This window comes from Paenibacillus sanfengchensis, assembly GCF_036864765.1.
GTDB lineage: Bacteria > Bacillota > Bacilli > Paenibacillales > Paenibacillaceae > Fontibacillus > Fontibacillus sanfengchensis.
The window spans coordinates 87,892-105,553 of sequence record NZ_JBAGJC010000005.1; the positions used below are offsets into that span (position 1 = coordinate 87,892).

Consider the following 17,662-nt stretch of genomic DNA (forward strand, 5'->3'; position numbering starts at 1 on the left):
AGCGTGAAGGCTTTTCCACCTAGGGTAAATGTATTCCGGCCAGTCCCAAATTATCACAGCATGGCCCTTAAGTTTTTGCCGGAAGTATGGCATCATAGAGGGAAGCACGGAGTAATTTATATTGAAATAAGACGGGAGATTATATTGTTATGGCACTTGACGGAATCGTTACCCGATCGATCGTTCACGAACTGCAAACCATCGTGGGCGGACGCATCAATAAAATACATCAGCCCTCATCCAGCGATATCATTATGCAGCTTCGCTCCGCCGGCGGAAACAAGCGCCTGCTGCTGTCGGCGAATCCGACTTACCCCCGGGTGCATCTGACGGAGGAATCTTTTCCGAATCCGCTGGAAGCGCCAATGTTCTGCATGCTGCTCCGGAAGCACTGCGAAGGAGGCATTATCGAAGCGATCCGGCAAGTCGGGATGGAACGGATCATCCATATCGAGGTGCGCCAGCGCGATGAGCTCGGCGACGTTTCGGTCAAACGCCTGATCGTGGAATTGATGGGCCGGCACAGCAATATCATTCTGGTGGATCCGGCAACAGGCGTACAGCTCGACGGCATTCATCACGTGACCCCCGCGATCAGCGGGTACCGCGTCGTTATGCCGGGTTTCTCCTATACGGAGCCACCGCAGCAGAACAAACTGGATCCTCTGCATACGGGTAAAGAAGGCTTCTTCAGCGCCTGGCAAGCCGCTGCCGAGCAGAACGAAAACGGGGGAACCGGCTGGATCGTCGGCGCCTATAGCGGCCTGAGTCCGCTGATTGCGGAGGAGATCGGGTACCGCGCCTACGGCGGCGATCGGCCACCGCAAGGAAGCGGGGATCCCGGGAAGCTCTGGGCCGCCTTTGACCAGCTTATGGAGGATGTGCGGAACCACCGATACACGCCGGTGACCGGGGATAACGAAGCGGGGAAGCCGGTGTTCTCCGCCGTCCGGCTGACGCTGATCCGAGGGGAAGCGAAAACTTACGGCTCCATCAGCGAATGCATGGAGGATTATTTCGGGGAAAAAGCGCTGCGTGATACCGTGAAGCAGAGGACCAGCGATCTGCTGCGTTTTTTGCAGAATGAACGGAACAAAAATATCAAAAAGCTGTCCAACCTGGAGAAAGATTTGGGGGAAGCGGAGGATGCGGAGCGTTACCGGATCTGGGGCGAGCTCCTGCTGCCGTCCCTGCATATGATCAAGAAAGGCGATCGTACGGCCGAGTTGATCAACTATTACGACGAAGAGCAGAAGACGGAGCGGATTCCGCTCGATCCGCTGCTCACCCCGTCGGAGAACGCCCAGCGTTATTTTAAAAAATACAACAAGTTCAAAAACAGCCTTGCGGTCATCGACGAGCAGATGCAAAAAACGCGGGAGGAGATCGTGTACATCGAAGAGCTTCTCCAGCAGTTGTCTTACGCCTCGCTTAACGATGTCGACGAAATCCGCGAGGAATTGATTCAGCAGGGATATTTACGGGACCGCGCGAAAAAAGGCAAAAAGAAGAAAAAGAACGACCGCCCTACCCTGCATGTCTATACCTCTTCCGAGGGCTTCGAAATTTGCGTCGGCAAAAACAACCTGCAAAACGAATACCTCACCAACCGGCTCGCCGGACCGAACGATACCTGGCTGCATACGAAAGACATTCCGGGTTCGCATGTGGTTATCCGCGGCAGCGGTTTTGGCGATGCGACACTGAATGAAGCGGCCCAACTGGCGGCCTATTTCAGCCAAGCCAGGGAATCGAGCAGCGTCCCGGTGGACTGCACCCTGATTCGCTACGTCCGCAAGCCGAGCGGGGCCAAGCCCGGCTTCGTCATTTACGACCATCAGCGCACCTTATTCGTGACGCCGGACGAGCAGTTGATCAAGAGCCTGCCGAACGCGGTGAAGAACGGCTGATAACGCCGGAAATAAGCATGCGAAAGAACCTTCCTAAGCGCAGACCTGCTGTGTTAGGAAGGTTCTTTGTTCAACGGCCGCCGGGCTCCGCGGCGTTTTTCAATTGTCGGACGCACTCCCCGTCGGCGTACCGGCTGCCGAGATCGCCGTGAAAGACGACGCCCTGCCGGGCTCCGTGATAATCCGAACCGCCGGTAGCGATCAGTCCGTATCGCCGCGCCAGCGCAAGATAACGTTCCTCGGCCTCCGGCCCGTGGTCGGAGTGGTACACCTCGATTCCCGCCGGCCGCCCCCGCTCCACGATCGCTTCCACCAGCTGGTCATCGCCGTACAAACCCGGATGGGCCAACACCGGCACACCTCCGGCCTCGCGAATCCATATCATTGCTTCCTCCGGCGAGATCCGTGGCAAGGAAGCGTATCCGGGCTTCCCTTCTCCAAGGTACCGGTCAAAAGCATCCCTCATATCGGCGGCCAGCCCTTTGCGAACCAACGCGTCGGCGATGTGGGGACGGCCCAGGCTTTCATCCGGCCGCAAGGGCCGCCCTAGCCCCGCTTTGACTTCGTCCAGCGTGATGGAAATCCCCAGGCCCTGCAGTTTTTCTATGATTTGGACGTTCCGGGCCTCACGGGTCTCCCTTAAACCGGCGAGTCTCTGCAACAACAACGAATCGTCCGTTTTGATAAAATACCCCAATACATGAATGTCTTTTCCGGATGACCGGGTACTGATCTCCACCCCCGGAATCACGGTGATCCCCTGCCGCTCGCCCTCCGCCATCGCTTCCTTGATCCCCGCTACCGTGTCGTGGTCCGTGATCGCCAGCCCAGCAAGGCCATGTTCTCTGGCCAGGCGAACGTTATCGGCGGGGGCATTCATCCCGTCCGAAGCGCGCGTATGGGTATGCAAATCGTATCGTTCGCGCTGCCCCGTTTCGTTTTGGTTTTGCATCTTTTCTGCTCCTCCTTCGGTATGCTGCTCCAAGACTCGGATCTAGAACGTTTTTTTGAACCCGCGCAAATACGTTAAAAAGGTAACCGCCGAGACCGGCAGCAGCGTAGATTTTAAATGGATGGAATAAAATTGCCGTTTGAACTCGGCATCCTCGATATCCACGACCTTCAGGAGGCCTAGGGCCTGCTCATGCTTCACCGACGACGGGGAGATGATCGTGACGCCAAGGCCCGCTTCCACCGCCGATTTCACCGCGCCCGTGCTGCCCAGTTCCATCACCGTTTCCATCCGCTCCGCCGCGATGCCCAACCGTTCCAGTTCGGCCTCCATCACCTGGCGGGTCCCGGAGCCTTTTTCCCGCAGCACGAAGGGATAATCCATGACCCCACTCAGCTTCACCCGCTCCTCCTTCGTCAGTGGATGCCCGGCCGGAACGATCAGCTTCAACTCATCCTCCATCACGGGCTCAGACACCATATCGGGGTGATACACCGGTGCTTCGACGAGGCCGAAGTTCAACTGATGCCCGACGATTTCCTCAATAATCTGGGTCGTATTCATGACCTTGAGCGCAATGGAGATATCCGGGTATTTCACCGCGAATCCTCCGAGCAGCCTGGGCAGTACATACTCCCCGATTGTCAGGCTGGCCCCGAGCTGCAGCCTTCCTTCCAGCATCGAGGCGTATCGCGACATGGCCCTCTCGGTTTCCCGCATCAAATCGATGCTGCGCTTGGCATAGGGAAACAGCGTATGCCCCGCTTCGGTCAGCTCGATTCTTTTCGTGGACCGGACCAGCAATTTGCTGCCGAAATGATCCTCCAGCGCCTGAATCTGCATCGTAACCGCCGGCTGGGTCATGTGAAGCGCCTGGGCCGCCGCCGAGAAGCTTCCCCGCTCCGCAACCGTATAAAAAATATGAAGTTGATGATAGTTCAACGCCATCCTTGCCCACTCCTTCTTCTCCCCTACCATACCACGAGAATGAATACAAAAAAAAGCATGCCCCTGTTGGAACATGCTCATTCTATTTACGTTTCCGTGTATTCTTCATCAAGGTCATGCGCCGGGAATGCCGCAGCCAGGAATAGTAAGATTTCAAGTCGCGAAGCTCGATCGTCTCCGACATCCTGCCCAGAAAGGTGACGATAATCATTTTGTATACCGGCTTGGCGTGCTCCTTATACAGTCCGGGAATCTCCGTAAACTCCGCCACGAACACCAGATCGTCATCGACGAGGTAAACGTCCTCCCCGTTTCGGTAGTACGGCTTCATCCTGCCTTGCTTCAGCCATCCCCATGCCCAGCGGGCTATCTCATGCGTCGCGGGATTGCGGCGATCGATCCGATCCTGATATCTTAACTTGGCATGATGGGTAATAACGATGTCGGCGATGGCCTTGTCGCCCAATAAAACAGGCTCCCTTCCGTAAGTTGCCCGCCGCTCCGTAACCGTGTTTCTCATTTGCGCACCTCGAGATTTAGGACTTTTTAACTAAGTACAATTACCCATTATATTACAACATAACTTACCGTTCGACAAGATTAAAGAAAGGAAATTCCCAGGAAAATTTGCCCCCATGGATCCTGCAAAAGTCAGGCTTTCCGGCTGGTGCTAACGCCTGCGGGAAGTCTAACGGCTGTGGCAACCGCTATTTTGTGAAAAGTAACCCTTTCAAAATTCTAACGGTCGCGAGCGCCGTTATTTCCTAGATTTACTCCTATAACAGCCCGGTTTATGCGAAATAAGCGCCGTGGCGACCGTTAGAATTGGAAATCGGCGTTTTCCGGGTAAATAACGGCTGTGGCAGCCGTTAGCGTAATTTCGTCTTGTCAAGGTTGATTTCAGCGCTAGTGCGCATCAGCCTCTTATTCACCGGTCCGGCTGCAAAGGAAAGATAACCGCCGGCAAATCCACCTTGCTTTATCAATAAGGAATGACCCGCTTATGGCGATAGGCGTTCCCCCCGGTCAAAAAAAGAGCGGCCCGAGGGCCGCCCTTTCCTGCAAACTACAAACCGTAATAACGGGTTTTGTCCGGAACATCCTTGCTGTATTCCGTCTTGATTTCGTTCCGGTAGGAACGTTCAATTTTACGTACATAGGGGAGTTTGCGGACGTTCTTCATCGTCTCCTCCGCCCGGTCCGCGTTAACGTACATGACTACATAATGCATCCGCCGCGACAAATAATGCACGCTTCCGTATTTCTCCAGATTTCTTGCCGCTTTCAGGTCGCTGACCCAAATAATATAACCGGTCCGCTCCGGAAACATGATTTCTCCCCCTTCTCTTCAACATAATGCACCTGATGATCCTCGGAGCCGATCCTAGCCGCAACCGCACGATCCCCCGCCACCGCAGCCTCCGCCCTTCGGATTCGGATCATTGCTCGGCACCTTGATGCTGTCCGAAACGGAATAAGCGATGATTTCGGACATCTGGTGCAGGATATCGTCCAATTCCTTCTCTGCAGCTTTAAAGCGGCGGACCGCTTCGAACCGCTCCAACTCCAGCTCCACCTCGGTCACTTTGTCTTTGGCTTCGTGATAATTGGGGTGAAAATGGCCGAATCGCTGCGTTTCTTCAAAAAGCTCCTTCTTGGCAGCCAATTTCTTGACGAGGGCCCGTATATCGGCATCCTCTTCAACCCGGCGTTTCCAGAACAAATAGTCGGAAACCGCGGCGGATTTATTTATCAAATCGCCTAATTCATAGGCGTTTGTCAGCAGCTCGGCCATATCGACCGTGTTGATCTCCGTTACGCTCATGAATTATCATCTCGATTCCTTACAAGAGTAGTCCACCAAAGCGGTAGACGAGATAATCATACCATAATCTTGTGCCAAGAAGAAGGGGGAGCCCCCGGCGATCAAGGGATATCGGACATCATCAGCCGCATGGCTTCACAACGGTCCGCTGTCAGTTCGAGCTCCTCCTGCAAGGGACCGTTACCGTCTCCCCGCTGAGTGGGAGGTTTCAGCAGCCGTCCGACAACCGTCCACTTTTCATCGCCCTTCAAAGAAAGCGGGTAAAACTCCTCAAGCGAACCGTTCATTTTCAACTCTACTTTAGTCCTCCAGCCGATGGCCTGCTCCATTATTTTTCTTGCCGTTGAGGCGTGATAGTGCCGCAGCTCCTTCAGCCACATCCCCGGTACATCCTCATATCCCGGAAAAAGCTCCGAAATCTGCGGAATCGCCTCGGACGGCTCATAAAAATGAAGATTCCGGCCGTTAAAAATCCAGGCCCGCTCGGGCTGTGTCCCTCGCAGTGCCGTCAGCGCATGCCCGGCCCCTTCTTCCAGCCGGGGGTAGTCCGGCGCGACCGCGCCGGAGCCGCCTTGCTTGGGCGGAGCCAATCTCGCTTCCTCCAGCACCCTGCGGACTTTGGCGGCCTGAGCGGCATCCACAATAAAATCGCGTGGGCCGATCCGCTCCAGAAGCCCGGCGAGTGCCGGCAAGACAGCCACCATGCCCGCCGCCGCCTCGTCGGCGCAGCGCAGCAGCAGCCGCTCCTCGAACGAGGTCCGGCCCAACTCCCGGGACCACTGCTCAAGCGCCGATCGGACGTTGTCCGGCACCGCCTCCGCGTGGGCCTCCAGCAGTTCCAGCACCGCCCCCGGGAAGCGTCCCAGTTCGGCCGCTTTGGATACACTCTGTCTGCTCAGCCGATAGACGGACATCCTGTCCATCGTCAGATTTTCGCAGCAGGCTTCCAATTCCCAGCGTACCCGATACGATACGTCCGGGGGCACCAGAATCTCGAAATCCGGCTGCACAATGATGAAAGGGGGCGAAGACGGCGTAGTCCCGCCCGGCTTGCCATCCCCCGCACCTCCGCCGGGCAGGGCCCTCCCTGCGGCCGATTCCTTCTTGGGCAAGCGCCGCAAATCCGGCTTTTGCCGCCAGCGGAAGCACCCTTTGTCTTCCCCGTGGGTTCCAAAATCCAGCCAGCCGAATCCGGCCAGCGCTTTAAGCCACTTCTCCATCCATCCTGTGAGAAATTCGGGGAGGCTGCCGGGAAGCAGCCCGATGGATTGCAGCGACTCGAATACGCTGCCAAGCGAATACCACATGCCCTCCCGCAAGTCCGGCTGAATCAGTCTGTATACGCAGTGCTGTACGGACACATCATCGGGAATATACCGATGAAGCAGCTCCCGGCACAACAGAGCGTCCATCTCCTCTTGTTCCAGCGCAAGCCAGGCCGACAGTTCCCGGGAATTCAGGCTCCAGCTTGCGCGCTCCTTCATGATCAGCTCCAAGGAAAGCAGCAAATCGAGCACCACGGCCAGTTGGGGAGGATAGACGTCATGATGGGGATAACGCAGATCAAGGCCGGCAATATCGTTTTCCTGCAAGTACAGATAACCCGCCAGCTTGCTAACCGACCGTTGGTGAAGGGTTCCCTTGGAGGTGACGGGCAGCCCGTTCCGGCCGGCCCAGGCCAGAGCCCGGAAAAGGTCCAGCGCCAGACCGGGACCGGCTTCTCTTTGCAGGCGGGCATCGGAAGCGGCCAAAGGCTCCGGCTCGGGAAAATGCGCCTGTTCCCACAGATCCGGCAGCAGTTCCGCCGGGATGTAGTACAGCATTTCGCCCCACGCCTTTTTGACCGCGGCCAACTGTCCGCTCCGCAACAGCCCGGGGAGGGCCGCTCTCAGATCGGCTCCGGTCAACTGGCCGACCGCCGCCTCATCGAGCTTCTCCAGCTTGAACGGAAGTCCGGCGAACCGCCGGAAAATCGCTTCGATCATGCGCCTTCCCCCCGCTCTCCCGTCACGGCGTATTCATACCCTTGCTCGATCAAGAACAGTTGGCGGCGCAGCGCAAAATCCTGTTCCCGGGTTTCCTCCGAAACCAGGGTGTAAAAATAAGCTCCCCCTCCATCCTGCTTGGGCCGCAGTATTCTTCCGAGCCGCTGCGCCTCCTCCTGGCGGGAGCCATAGCTTCCGGAAATCTGGATCGCGACGGACGCATCCGGCAAGTCCACGGCAAAATTGGCCACCTTGGAGACGGCCAGCACCGGGATCTTCCCCTCCCGAAACCGGGCGAACCATTGTCCCCGTTCCTCCTGCGGCATACTGCCGGAGATAAGCGGAACACGGAGCGCCGCAGCCACCTCACGCAGCTGGTCCAAATACTGGCCGATGATGAGAATTTGCCGCCCTGCATGACGGTTTACCAGTTTCAGCACCATTTCGGTTTTTCGCGGGTTCTCCGCCGCAATTCTGTACTTCTCTCTTCCCTCCGCGCTTAGATAGCGCTCCCGGATGGAATCCGGCAGGCTTACGCGGACTTCCCGGCACTCCACTTGAGCGATGAACCCCCGCTCCTCCAGCGCCTTCCAGGGAACCTCGTAACGCTTCGGTCCGATCAGCGAAAAGACGTCCCGTTCGCAGCCATCCTCCCGCACCAGGGTGGCGGTCAAACCGAGCCGGCGAGTCGCCTGGATATCGGCCGTCGCCCGGAAGACGGGGGCGGGGAGCAAATGCACCTCGTCATAGATGATCAGTCCCCAATCCCGCTGATTGAACAAGCTCATATGTTTGAATTCATCCTCTTTTCTACTGCGGTGGGTCAGGATCTGATAAGTCGAAACCGTAACCGGACAGACCTGCTTCTTCTCCCCCGAGTACTCTCCGACCGCGCCCTCCGGCAGCGTCGTTTTATCCCGGATTTCGGCAATCCATTGGCGTACCGAAGTAACATTGGAGGTCAAGATCAGCGTTTCGCTCTGAAAATGGGCCATTGCCGCCAGGCCGATGACCGTCTTCCCCGCGCCGCATGGCAGTACGAGGACGCCGCTGCCTCCGCCGTCGCCTCCGCAGGCAAAAGCGTCGACCCCGGCTTTTTGATAGGTTCGGAGGACGAAAGATTTCCCGCTTTCCGTCACGTCCCGCAGGGCCATGGGCAACGATTGGCCGTGATGATACCCGACCTCGTCCAACACCGGGTATCCGAGACGAGCCAGGGACTGCTTAAGCGCTCCACGCCATACCTGGGGCAGAAAACAGCGGTACTCGTTACCCGGTTCGAGCTTGTACGGTGCAAGAGCCTTCTCCTTCAACAGCCGGGTCATCAGGCCTTCCTTGCCGCCCACGTATTCCAGGCACAACCGTCCCGGCTCTTCCGCCCTGTACAGCTTGAGACTGCCGAATCTAGAAACCCACATCCGGATCTCCTCGTCCACTCCGCCCGGCAGCTCCCATCGGGACAACCCCCGCAGCTCCTCCAAAATCTCCTCCGCCGTCATTCCGGCAGCGGCGGCGTTCCACAAGGACAGCGGGGTAACGCGATATGTATGATAATAAGCCGGGCTCTTCACCAGCTCCGCAAAAATAGCCAACCTTTCCCGGGCAGGTTCATAGCCGGGATGGTTTTTTTCGAGCAGAATCGTCAAATCCCGCTGCACAATGCACGATCCTTCCCTGTTCATCGGGAGCCTCCTTTTCACACAGATAAAAAAACAAGAAGCCCGCAAGCCGGTCGGCCGCGAACTTCTTCTCCCGCGCCTCCCCGTTAGCCGGGGGCCGGCTGTCTTAATGCACTTGCTCCGATATTTCCGACAACGCCTCGCCGGCATTGTCGGCGAAGATGCCCCGCACGGCGAGGTCGCCGATCGAAACGACCCCGACCAGCATTTCCCCCTCGGTAACCGGCAGCCTCCGGATTTGCTGCTCGGCCATCAACTCGGCCGCCTCGTCCACCGAGGTGTCCGGCGTAGCCGTTCTAAGGCCGCGGGTCATGACGGTCTCGACCGCGGTGGAACCCGGATGCTTCTCGGCGATGCCCCGGATCACCAGGTCGCGGTCCGTAATGACCCCGAGCAGCCGGGTGCTTCCTTTTTCGCAAACCGGAATAAAACCGGTGTCATGCTTCTTCATTTTGACCGCCACTTCAAAGACGTTGTCTTCGGGAGACACCGTTACGACATCTCGGGTCATAATTTCGTTGACTTTTCTCATGTTGATCCCTCCTTCGGTCAATAGAATTCCAAAGGGGGAGCCGGTTTATGCGCCCGATGCGGACGCATGCTCCGCCAAGTAGGAATCGGCCATCGCCACCAGGAGCAAGGCGGCATGCAGCATCGCCTCCTCATCGATATCGAACCTCGGGTGATGATGAGGGTAGACCGCCCCCTTCTCCGCGTTTCCCGCCCCAACCAGCATGAAGCAGCCCGGGATTTGCTGCAAATAGTAGGCGAAATCCTCCGCCGGCATAATCTTTGGCGAGACAGCGGGCTTTAAACCCGCGGCGGCGGCCCCGGACTCATAAAAGCGCTGAAACTCGTCGGGATGATTAACCAGGCACGGATAACCCATCATATATTCCACGGCGGCCGTAGCCCCATAAGCTGCCGCCGTGCCCGCAGCCAGTTCATGGACCCGCGTCCGGATCAGCTCCCGCGTGTCCGCGTCGAAGCAGCGTACGGTCCCCGATAGCCGGCAGCGGTCAGCGATCACATTCTGCGCCGTCCCCCCTTGAATCGACCCGATGGTAACCACCGCCGGATTGAGAGGATCGACCGAGCGGCTGACTACGCTTTGCAGTTGCAGAACCAGCGCTGAAGCCGCTACGACACTGTCGATCGTTTTATGCGGCATCCCGCCGTGCCCGCCTTTCCCTTGAACGTCGATGAAGAACTCATCCGTGGAGGCCATCAGAGGACCGGCAGCGCTCATCGCCGTTCCCGCGGAAATCGGTGTCCATAAATGGACCCCGTAGATCACATCCGCTCCGTCCAGTGCCCCAGCCTCGATCATCGACACCGCGCCGCCCGGACAAACTTCCTCCGCCGGCTGGAACAACAGCCGTACTTCTCCGCTCAGTTCTTCCCTCCGGCCGCTGTAATATTCCGCCAAGGCCAGAAGAACGGCCGTGTGGCCGTCATGGCCGCAGGCGTGCATGACTCCGGGAACGCCGGACGCGTAATCGCAGTCCTTTTCGTCCTGAATGGGCAGCGCATCCATATCGGCTCTCAGTGCCACCGTTTTACCCGGGCGACCGCCTCGAATCCGGCCGATGATGCCGAAGCCGCCGACGCCGGCAGTTACCTCCACGCCGAGTCTTTCCAGCCGCCCCAGCACAAAAGCCGATGTTTCTTTTTCCATAAAAGACAGTTCCGGATGCCGGTGCAAAAAGCGCCGGTCCTCCACCATGCCTTGAAATAAAGCCCGAAGCGCTTCGCTATCCATTCGCCCACTTCCTTCTTCTAAATCGCTGATTTCATTGTATCAGAAAACAGGCCTTCTTAATATGCGCGGTCTTCGGATGCAAAAGGCCGAAACTTCACTTTTCATAAGGCTTTCCGTGCTTGCACAAGAGGTGGAAACATACTATCATGGGGAGAGAACTCATGACTTTTTTACGAACATTATTTAAGGAGGCCTTCCGACAGATGATAGTTGAAAATACAGGTTTGGATGGACTGAAGAGCGATTTGGCCTATTTGGACGAATCTGCCGAGAAAGTTGGCTTTATTCGCTGGCAGTGGGAATACTATCGTGCTACATACGATTATAAAATCGAATACAACAACGACGAATACTACCTTCGCATCAATACGCGAGCGATTGAAGGCAAGCTGGAGCGTCCGGAGACAATTCTGTCCATTGAAGCGGTCTATATGGGGCGGGCCACTTTCCCACACGGGCTGGAATATGAATCCGAAATTCCGGCGCTCGTCATGAAGACGGCGACGCATAAAATCGCGGAGTTGAAGGAACTCCTCGAGGCTTAAGCCCGGCTTTCATGAGAGACAACAAAGAAGAGCCCCGACGCGGAACCCCTGATTTTCAGCTTCTCGTACTGACGCTGCTTATGGTGGGGTTCGGGATTGTGATGGTGTTCAGTTCCAGCTCCAGCATCGCCATGGTCAACAAAAATTTCGGCTACGATCCGATGTATTTTACCAAACGCCAAATTATCTTCGCCTTTGCCGGCCTGATCGGCATGTTCATAGCGATGAACATTCCCTATGAGAAATATAAGAAACTGTTTGTACCGGTTTTTATATTCGCCATTGCTCTCTTGATGATCGTTCCGTTCTCCGGCGGCATCAACGGGGCCAGCAGTTGGCTGAACGTCGGCTCGCTCGGGATTCAGCCCACGGAGTTGGCCAAGGTGACGACCATTATGTATTTGTCCGCCCTTATTTCCAAGAAAGGCGAACGTTTTCGGGATCTCCGCACCGGCTACATTCCGGTCATGGTTATCGTGGGCTTTGTAGCCGGTCTGGTCATGCTTCAGCCTGACCTGGGTTCCTGTATGATTCTCGTCGCCACGGCGGGCCTGATCATCTTTGCGGGCGGCGCCAATCTGAAGCATATTATGGGCTCCATCGCGCTATTGGTTCTGGGGGCGAGCATCGTGATGGGGGTCGGAGCGCTTTGGGACAAGATTAGCCCAAGCGACACCGCGGCCGCGGGGAGCGACTACAAGATGGGACGGATTCAGGCTTATCTGAATCCGTGGGCAGATCCGCAGCATACCGGATATAATCTTATTCAATCCCTGACGGCTATCGGACATGCCGGCGTCACCGGCACCGGTTTTGGACAAGGCATTCAGAAGCTGCATTATCTTCCGAACGCCTATAACGACTTTATCTTCTCCGTCATCGGAGAAGAGTTCGGCTTTCTGGGGACGTTGATTTTCCTGCTGTTTTACATTTACTTTATTTGGAGGGGGCTGCTCGTCTCCCTTCGCTGCCAGAGCGCCTTCGGAACTTTGATGGGCGTGGGAATCATGGGCCTGATCGCGATTCAGGCTTTCGTCAACATCGGCGGCGTCACCCGTACGATTCCGGTCACGGGCGTCACGCTCCCGTTCATCAGTTATGGGGGTTCCTCTCTGCTCGTGATGATGGTAGCCATGGGCATCGTTTTGAGCATTTCCCGCCAATCCGCCCTTCCGGCCAAACAGGAGCGCACGAAATCCGTGGTCACGAAGGAATCGGCTAGTTATGATTGGAGCCATCGCAGACGGCGTCAAGGCTAACGAACATACGCGACAAAAAAAGACTTCAGGAATTTTCCTGGAGTCTTTTGATTTTGCAGTGAAAAAATGCCGCAGGATCTTCTCCGCTCGTGTTGTTAGACCTCGTCGTCTTTAAAGGCGACGCCTTCCACCTTCACGTTTACTTCCACCACTTTCAATCCCGTCATGTTCTCAACGGCTTCACGGACATTCTGCTGCAACATCCGGCAGACTTCGTGGATCGGAGTCTCATAAAGCACGATGATTCGCAGATCGATCGCCGCTTCCAGTTGACCGACTTCTACGGTGACGCCTTTTTGCACATTTTTACCGCTTAGCCGCTTGGCCCATCCTTCGGACAGCCCGCCGGACATCGCCGCAATACCGGGGGTTTCCAGGGCCGCCATTCCCGCGATTTTGGAAACTACATCATCAGAAACCCGAATAACCCCCAAATCCAGTTGCAATTGCTCGGTCATGGTATATCCTCCTTCAAACCTCATTATTACCCATTGTAATTGCTAATTTCTTATTAAGCAAATATGGACCAATTTTCGCGTTTCGTTTATAATCATCACGTTATTGGTTATATTGAACTTGAAGTGTAGTTATTTCCTACACAAGCCGGTCTACTGCCAATGCAAAATAAAACAACAGGGGTGTAAAAATGAAGAAATATTTGTCTCCAGGTTTACTCATTCTTTTCTTCGTACTCAGCGCCATCGGTCATTACGCCCACTGGCCCGCCACTTTGGAATTCTTTATCGCCGCGATCGCGGTTATTTTTGTCGCGGGGTTTCTGGGAAAAGCGACGGAGAGCGTGGCCCATTATGCCGGACAGCGGCTGGGCGGCTTTCTGAATGCCACCTTCGGTAATGCGGCCGAACTGATTATCGCGATATTGCTGGTAAGGGAAGGCCTCTTTGATATGGTCAAGGCCAGCATCACCGGCTCGATTATCGGGAATCTGCTGCTCGTCCTCGGACTTAGTCTGTTCGCGGGCGGATTAAAGTTCAAGGTGCAGAAATACAACGTCACATTGGCCGGAATGAACGGCTCTCTAATGATCGTCGCCATTATCGCCTTGTTCGTGCCGGCCATATTCCTGAACACGCATGTGCTCCATGAGGAAGACCGGACCTCGCTAAGCCTTGTCGTTGCCGGAATTCTGATCGTGGCCTACCTGCTGTGGCTGGTGTTCTCCATGATCACGCATAAGAACTACTTAGCCGATGTGACGGAAAGCGCGGATCAGGAGCTCCCTCACGAACACGAACCCGCCTGGTCCAAGAAAAAATCGATTCTCTACTTGGTGGTTGCCACCGTCATGGTCGCCTTGGTTAGTGAATGGCTGGTACATACGCTGGATACGCTCACTTCACGCTTCGGGCTCAGCGAAATCTTCGTCGGCGCCTTCGTCGTTGCCATCGTGGGGAACGCTGCGGAACACAGCGCGGCTATCATGCTGGCGATGAAAAACAAAATCGGGGCCGCGGTGGAGATCGCCGTCGGCAGCAGCTTGCAGATCGCCCTCTTTGTCGCGCCGGTCCTCATCTTCGTCAGCCATTTGTTCGGCAGACCGATGGACATCGTGTTTACGGTGATCGAACTTGCGGCCATCGGGGTATCTGTCTTTATCGCCAAATCGATTACACAGGACGGTCAGACCAACTGGTACGAGGGGCTGCTTCTGCTGGCTGTTTATTTGATTCTCGGCGTGTCATTCTTTCTCGTCTAATAAAGACCGCAAAAAAAAGCGCATGGCCCTTTTGAAGGGTCATGCGCTTTGTGATTTAACCGCTGTATCAGGCTAAACTACTGCTGCCTATTGTTCATCGCTTCGTAAAGCGAAGCCAAGTTCCGCTCCAGCTTGCTCAGGATTTGTTTGCCTGTCGTTTCCTGAACGAGTCCGACGCGCACCGCATAATCGACTTGTCTGGAGAAACCGTACATCTGGGTATCCAATACTTCCTCATAGAGAGGGCAGTAACGTGTAGCCAGATTCTCCATCTGCACTTCGATCAGCTTTTCTATTTTATCGGCATCTTCTTTCAGAAGATTCAGCGCCTTGAGATTCAATTGCTCCTGCAAATCAGATGAAGTCATGTTCATCCCCCCTATGTCCTCCAAGTCTCCACACATTCATATTCTTAATATTAGACGAAATCGGGGGCCAATACAAGAACCTCGCCAAATAATCGCCGCCCGGGAACTCTTGACAATCGGCGCATGGACAAATAAAAAAAGCACTTCTGCCAAAGAAAGGCAGAAGTGCTTCTTAGACCCGCTTACTCGGCCACTACCTTCACGTCCAAACCGTGTTTCGCGAATACTTCCGATACCGCCTTCTTGGCTTCATCCGCGTCCGGCCCGTGAACATGCAGTTCATAGCTCTTGGTATTCACCAGGGTTGTGAAAAGACCCAGAATACTCTTAACATCGATATACTTGTTGTCTGCCTGCAGCACGATGGATGAAGTAAACTTCCCCGCCGTTTGAGCAATTTCCACAACTGCTTGATTATTTGTGGCCATAGCGATCCCTCCGTGTCAACTTTGAGATAAACATATTATCATGATACATTGAATCCGCTTTCCAGGCAAGGAATTTTCTCTTTATTTCAGGTTCTCCGGATTCAAGGCTTCGAGTTCCGGAATGACAAAGATTCCGTCTTTACGAATCAGGCGATCGTCAAAGTAAATTTCGCCGCCGCCGTACTCGGGACGTTGAATCAGGACGAGGTCCCAGTGGATCGACGAGCGGTTTCCGTTATCCGTGTCTTCATAGGCTTGCCCCGGGGTGAAGTGCAGGCTGCCCGCAATCTTCTCATCGAAAAGAATATCCTTCATCGGATGCAGGATGTACGGATTAAAGCCGATCGCGAATTCACCGATGTATCTGGCGCCTTCATCCGAATCGAGAATGTCGTTCAGCCGCTTCGTATCGTTGCTCGTTGCCTCTACAATCTTGCCGTTTTCAAAACGGAACTTGATGTTCTCGAACGTAACTCCGTTGTACAGGGTAGCCGCGTTATAGCTGATCGTCCCGTTGACGGAATCCCGTACGGGCGCGGTGTATACCTCGCCATCCGGAATGTTTTTCTGCCCGGAGCACTTTTCCGCCCCTATGCCTTTGATGGAGAACGTCAGATCCGTACCCGGTCCGGTGATGCGTACTTTGTCCGTGTTTTTCATCAATTCGGCAAGCGGGTCTTGGGCTTTATCCATTTTGGCGTAATCCAGATTGCACACGTCGAAATAGAAATCCTCAAAAGCTTCCGTGCTGACGTTGGCCAGTTGGGCCATGCTGGCGTTCGGATAGCGGAGTACGACCCATTTCGTATGCTTGACCCGCTGCTCGCTATGTACGGAATGTGAATACAGGGCATTGTACATCTTCATCTTGTCTTCCGGGACATCAGAAAGGTCGTTGACATTGGAACCGGCGCGGATACCGATATAGCAATCCATCAATTTCATCCGGGTCAGATCGTATTCCGCCCATGTCTTCATGCCTTCTTCGGTGGCGTATTTCAGTTGCGTGCGCTGAACGGTTTTGTCCGTAAGTTCTACAAACGCATGGCCGCCCTTTTTACCGATCTCCTCAATCACGGCTTTAAGCAGGTCGCGTTCTTCCCCGATCATTTCCACCAGTACGTTTTCCCCCGGCTGGACGTTTACCGAATAACCTACCAAATTCTGCGCCAGCTTCTGGATTCTTGGATCTCTCATTACAGCTTCATCCTCCTCAATGTAACGGGCTCCCATAAAGCCCGGCGGATTCAATACATGGATCCTAGTATATGTTGAACAATGGTTAATTCTTCTTACTTATTGTAGCACGGTGTTTGCCCGAAGTCAGCCTCGGGGGATTATCGGTAGTTTTCAAAGCGGTTATCCGTCAGCAGGATCTCCCTTTCTTTAAGCCCCAGCCTGTTCGGGTAAACCAATTCGGTTTCCGAGGTCAACCGGACCGGCAGCCCGTTATGACGATCGATGGTCAGGTGGAACACCGCCCTGGCTTCGGATTGATCGAGCATCGTCATCAACCGCTCTCTTCCGTTCATCCATTCCCGGTTCAGTTCGGCTTCCAGCCGGGCGCGGCGCCCCGATTCAACCTGGGTCAGGCGATCCTCCCAGCCTTTCTTCACCGCGTCCATCTCCCCCGCCAGCTTCGCTTTGAGCCGGGTTCTGGCCTCATCCGGGTCCAGCTCGATCCGCAACACTCTGGTCCCCCGGGCCGCTCCTGTTTCCGAGGTCATCACTTTCTGTGCCGACCGAATCTCTTCCAGCTGGTCCAACGGGTTCAACCGGGCGAGCCCTTGGATGACGGCATCGCCGCCTTTGGCCTCAAGACTCCAGTTCCCCCTCTTCCACAGCAGGTTCACTTGATAAGCCTTCGCCTTGGACTCCGCAGCCCGCGGCATCCGGCCTTTTCCTGCCCCCTCCGCCGGAACGGGAAGGACCGTGGATATTTGCAGACGGCGATGATCCCTTAATTGTCCCGAGTAAGCGAAGGACTCCGTCAGTTTGTTGTCCTCTCCGCGAAACAACGCCGCATCGCCCCGAAACGTAAGCGAGTCGCATCCGGCTAGACCCGACCAAGTGACACGGTACCATTGCTCGGGGGTTTTATTGTCACGAAAGCCGCAGGAAACCAACAAAAGAACGGCAAACAGCAGAGTTACGAAACTATAGTATACGGTTTTCATTTTACTCTTGCGCCCCTCTACTTCCGGCAGACAGGATGATCCGGAAAAACGTATTTACGCTGTAGCCTTTCCCGCCCGATAGAATCTATGCGCAAACAAAAAGAACG

18 protein-coding genes are annotated in these 17,662 nt (G+C 55.3%); 4 read left to right on the plus strand and 14 right to left on the minus strand.

Going from position 1 to position 17,662, the window contains the following annotated elements; all coding sequences use genetic code 11:
• Positions 1 to 149: 149 nt before the first annotated feature.
• Positions 150 to 1,910, plus strand: coding sequence for an Rqc2 family fibronectin-binding protein (locus V4U84_RS12280; protein ID WP_334071778.1), 1,761 nt, complete (start codon positions 150 to 152; stop codon positions 1,908 to 1,910).
• Positions 1,911 to 1,980: 70 nt separating this feature from the next.
• Here V4U84_RS12280 and V4U84_RS12285 read toward each other — a convergent pair whose 3' ends face one another.
• From V4U84_RS12285 to V4U84_RS12325, 9 genes are all read right to left on the minus strand, one after another.
• A complete protein-coding gene (locus V4U84_RS12285; RefSeq protein WP_334071779.1) occupies positions 1,981 to 2,862 on the minus strand; it encodes a PHP domain-containing protein in 882 nt (293 codons plus the stop codon).
• A 42-nt stretch (positions 2,863 to 2,904) separates the two neighbouring features.
• Positions 2,905 to 3,810 carry a selenium metabolism-associated LysR family transcriptional regulator gene (locus V4U84_RS12290; RefSeq protein ID WP_334071781.1) on the minus strand — a complete coding sequence of 302 codons (906 nt, stop codon included), beginning with the start codon at positions 3,808 to 3,810 and terminating at the stop codon, positions 2,905 to 2,907.
• An 82-nt stretch (positions 3,811 to 3,892) separates the two neighbouring features.
• Positions 3,893 to 4,330 (minus strand): hypothetical protein, encoded by a 438-nt coding sequence (locus V4U84_RS12295; RefSeq protein WP_334071782.1) that lies wholly within the window; start codon positions 4,328 to 4,330, stop codon positions 3,893 to 3,895.
• 546 nt (positions 4,331 to 4,876) lie between these two features.
• Positions 4,877 to 5,140: a YlbG family protein gene (locus V4U84_RS12300; RefSeq protein WP_148451702.1), complete on the minus strand. Its 264-nt coding sequence runs from the start codon at positions 5,138 to 5,140 to the stop codon at positions 4,877 to 4,879.
• 54 nt (positions 5,141 to 5,194) lie between these two features.
• The gene (locus tag V4U84_RS12305; protein ID WP_334071783.1) at positions 5,195 to 5,635 is read right to left on the minus strand and encodes a YlbF/YmcA family competence regulator; all 441 of its coding nucleotides are present in this window, start codon (positions 5,633 to 5,635) and stop codon (positions 5,195 to 5,197) included.
• A 101-nt stretch (positions 5,636 to 5,736) separates the two neighbouring features.
• Complete coding sequence (locus V4U84_RS12310) at positions 5,737 to 7,620, minus strand: helicase-associated domain-containing protein (protein ID WP_334071784.1); 1,884 nt, start codon at positions 7,618 to 7,620, stop codon at positions 5,737 to 5,739.
• Positions 7,617 to 9,302, minus strand: a complete 1,686-nt coding sequence (locus V4U84_RS12315) for a DNA repair helicase XPB (RefSeq protein WP_334071785.1) — start codon at positions 9,300 to 9,302, stop codon at positions 7,617 to 7,619. Before V4U84_RS12315 ends, V4U84_RS12310 begins: the two co-directional genes overlap by 4 nt.
• A 103-nt stretch (positions 9,303 to 9,405) precedes the next feature.
• Positions 9,406 to 9,831, minus strand: a complete 426-nt coding sequence (locus tag V4U84_RS12320) for a CBS domain-containing protein (protein ID WP_334071786.1) — start codon at positions 9,829 to 9,831, stop codon at positions 9,406 to 9,408.
• 45 nt (positions 9,832 to 9,876) lie between these two features.
• The gene (locus V4U84_RS12325; protein ID WP_334071787.1) at positions 9,877 to 11,061 is read right to left on the minus strand and encodes an amidohydrolase; all 1,185 of its coding nucleotides are present in this window, start codon (positions 11,059 to 11,061) and stop codon (positions 9,877 to 9,879) included.
• A 203-nt stretch (positions 11,062 to 11,264) separates the two neighbouring features.
• On the opposite strand from V4U84_RS12325, the gene V4U84_RS12330 reads away from it, so the two are divergent.
• Together V4U84_RS12330 and ftsW are read left to right on the plus strand one after the other, a co-directional pair.
• Complete coding sequence (locus tag V4U84_RS12330) at positions 11,265 to 11,606, plus strand: YugN family protein (protein ID WP_334071788.1); 342 nt, start codon at positions 11,265 to 11,267, stop codon at positions 11,604 to 11,606.
• Between the two features lie 11 nt (positions 11,607 to 11,617).
• Positions 11,618 to 12,865 (plus strand): putative lipid II flippase FtsW, encoded by a 1,248-nt coding sequence (gene ftsW, locus V4U84_RS12335; protein ID WP_334071789.1) that lies wholly within the window; start codon positions 11,618 to 11,620, stop codon positions 12,863 to 12,865.
• A 95-nt stretch (positions 12,866 to 12,960) separates the two neighbouring features.
• On the opposite strand, the gene V4U84_RS12340 is transcribed toward ftsW, so the two are convergent.
• Positions 12,961 to 13,323, minus strand: coding sequence for an Asp23/Gls24 family envelope stress response protein (locus V4U84_RS12340; RefSeq protein ID WP_334071790.1), 363 nt, complete (start codon positions 13,321 to 13,323; stop codon positions 12,961 to 12,963).
• 188 nt (positions 13,324 to 13,511) lie between these two features.
• Between V4U84_RS12340 and cax the strand changes: the two genes are divergently transcribed.
• The gene (gene cax, locus V4U84_RS12345) at positions 13,512 to 14,582 is read left to right on the plus strand and encodes a calcium/proton exchanger (RefSeq protein WP_334071791.1); all 1,071 of its coding nucleotides are present in this window, start codon (positions 13,512 to 13,514) and stop codon (positions 14,580 to 14,582) included.
• A gap of 77 nt (positions 14,583 to 14,659) precedes the next feature.
• On the opposite strand, the gene V4U84_RS12350 is transcribed toward cax, so the two are convergent.
• The 4 genes from V4U84_RS12350 to V4U84_RS12365 all read right to left on the minus strand — a co-directional run bounded on the left by V4U84_RS12350 (position 14,660) and on the right by V4U84_RS12365 (position 17,555).
• Positions 14,660 to 14,950: an Fpa/YlaN family protein gene (locus V4U84_RS12350; protein WP_334071792.1), complete on the minus strand. Its 291-nt coding sequence runs from the start codon at positions 14,948 to 14,950 to the stop codon at positions 14,660 to 14,662.
• A 182-nt stretch (positions 14,951 to 15,132) separates the two neighbouring features.
• On the minus strand, positions 15,133 to 15,378 hold the full coding sequence (locus tag V4U84_RS12355; RefSeq protein ID WP_148451691.1) for an HPr family phosphocarrier protein: 246 nt from the start codon (positions 15,376 to 15,378) through the stop codon (positions 15,133 to 15,135).
• Positions 15,379 to 15,459: 81 nt separating this feature from the next.
• Positions 15,460 to 16,575, minus strand: a complete 1,116-nt coding sequence (locus tag V4U84_RS12360; protein WP_334071793.1) for an aminopeptidase — start codon at positions 16,573 to 16,575, stop codon at positions 15,460 to 15,462.
• A 140-nt stretch (positions 16,576 to 16,715) separates the two neighbouring features.
• Positions 16,716 to 17,555, minus strand: a complete 840-nt coding sequence (locus V4U84_RS12365; RefSeq protein WP_334071794.1) for a hypothetical protein — start codon at positions 17,553 to 17,555, stop codon at positions 16,716 to 16,718.
• Positions 17,556 to 17,662 lie beyond the last annotated feature (107 nt).

Bases quoted from the DNA above. Each gene is read 5' to 3' on its own strand.
- V4U84_RS12280 (WP_334071778.1), top strand. From the start codon at position 150: ATGGCACTTGACGGAATCGTTACCCGATCGATCGTTCACGAACTGCAA.
- V4U84_RS12285 (WP_334071779.1), bottom strand. From the start codon at position 2,862: ATGCAAAACCAAAACGAAACGGGGCAGCGCGAACGATACGATTTGCAT.
- V4U84_RS12290 (WP_334071781.1), bottom strand. From the start codon at position 3,810: ATGGCGTTGAACTATCATCAACTTCATATTTTTTATACGGTTGCGGAG.
- V4U84_RS12295 (WP_334071782.1), bottom strand. From the start codon at position 4,330: ATGAGAAACACGGTTACGGAGCGGCGGGCAACTTACGGAAGGGAGCCT.
- V4U84_RS12300 (WP_148451702.1), bottom strand. From the start codon at position 5,140: ATGTTTCCGGAGCGGACCGGTTATATTATTTGGGTCAGCGACCTGAAA.
- V4U84_RS12305 (WP_334071783.1), bottom strand. From the start codon at position 5,635: ATGAGCGTAACGGAGATCAACACGGTCGATATGGCCGAGCTGCTGACA.
- V4U84_RS12310 (WP_334071784.1), bottom strand. From the start codon at position 7,620: ATGATCGAAGCGATTTTCCGGCGGTTCGCCGGACTTCCGTTCAAGCTG.
- V4U84_RS12315 (WP_334071785.1), bottom strand. From the start codon at position 9,302: ATGAACAGGGAAGGATCGTGCATTGTGCAGCGGGATTTGACGATTCTG.
- V4U84_RS12320 (WP_334071786.1), bottom strand. From the start codon at position 9,831: ATGAGAAAAGTCAACGAAATTATGACCCGAGATGTCGTAACGGTGTCT.
- V4U84_RS12325 (WP_334071787.1), bottom strand. From the start codon at position 11,061: ATGGATAGCGAAGCGCTTCGGGCTTTATTTCAAGGCATGGTGGAGGAC.
- V4U84_RS12330 (WP_334071788.1), top strand. From the start codon at position 11,265: ATGATAGTTGAAAATACAGGTTTGGATGGACTGAAGAGCGATTTGGCC.
- ftsW (WP_334071789.1), top strand. From the start codon at position 11,618: ATGAGAGACAACAAAGAAGAGCCCCGACGCGGAACCCCTGATTTTCAG.
- V4U84_RS12340 (WP_334071790.1), bottom strand. From the start codon at position 13,323: ATGACCGAGCAATTGCAACTGGATTTGGGGGTTATTCGGGTTTCTGAT.
- cax (WP_334071791.1), top strand. From the start codon at position 13,512: ATGAAGAAATATTTGTCTCCAGGTTTACTCATTCTTTTCTTCGTACTC.
- V4U84_RS12350 (WP_334071792.1), bottom strand. From the start codon at position 14,950: ATGACTTCATCTGATTTGCAGGAGCAATTGAATCTCAAGGCGCTGAAT.
- V4U84_RS12355 (WP_148451691.1), bottom strand. From the start codon at position 15,378: ATGGCCACAAATAATCAAGCAGTTGTGGAAATTGCTCAAACGGCGGGG.
- V4U84_RS12360 (WP_334071793.1), bottom strand. From the start codon at position 16,575: ATGAGAGATCCAAGAATCCAGAAGCTGGCGCAGAATTTGGTAGGTTAT.
- V4U84_RS12365 (WP_334071794.1), bottom strand. From the start codon at position 17,555: ATGAAAACCGTATACTATAGTTTCGTAACTCTGCTGTTTGCCGTTCTT.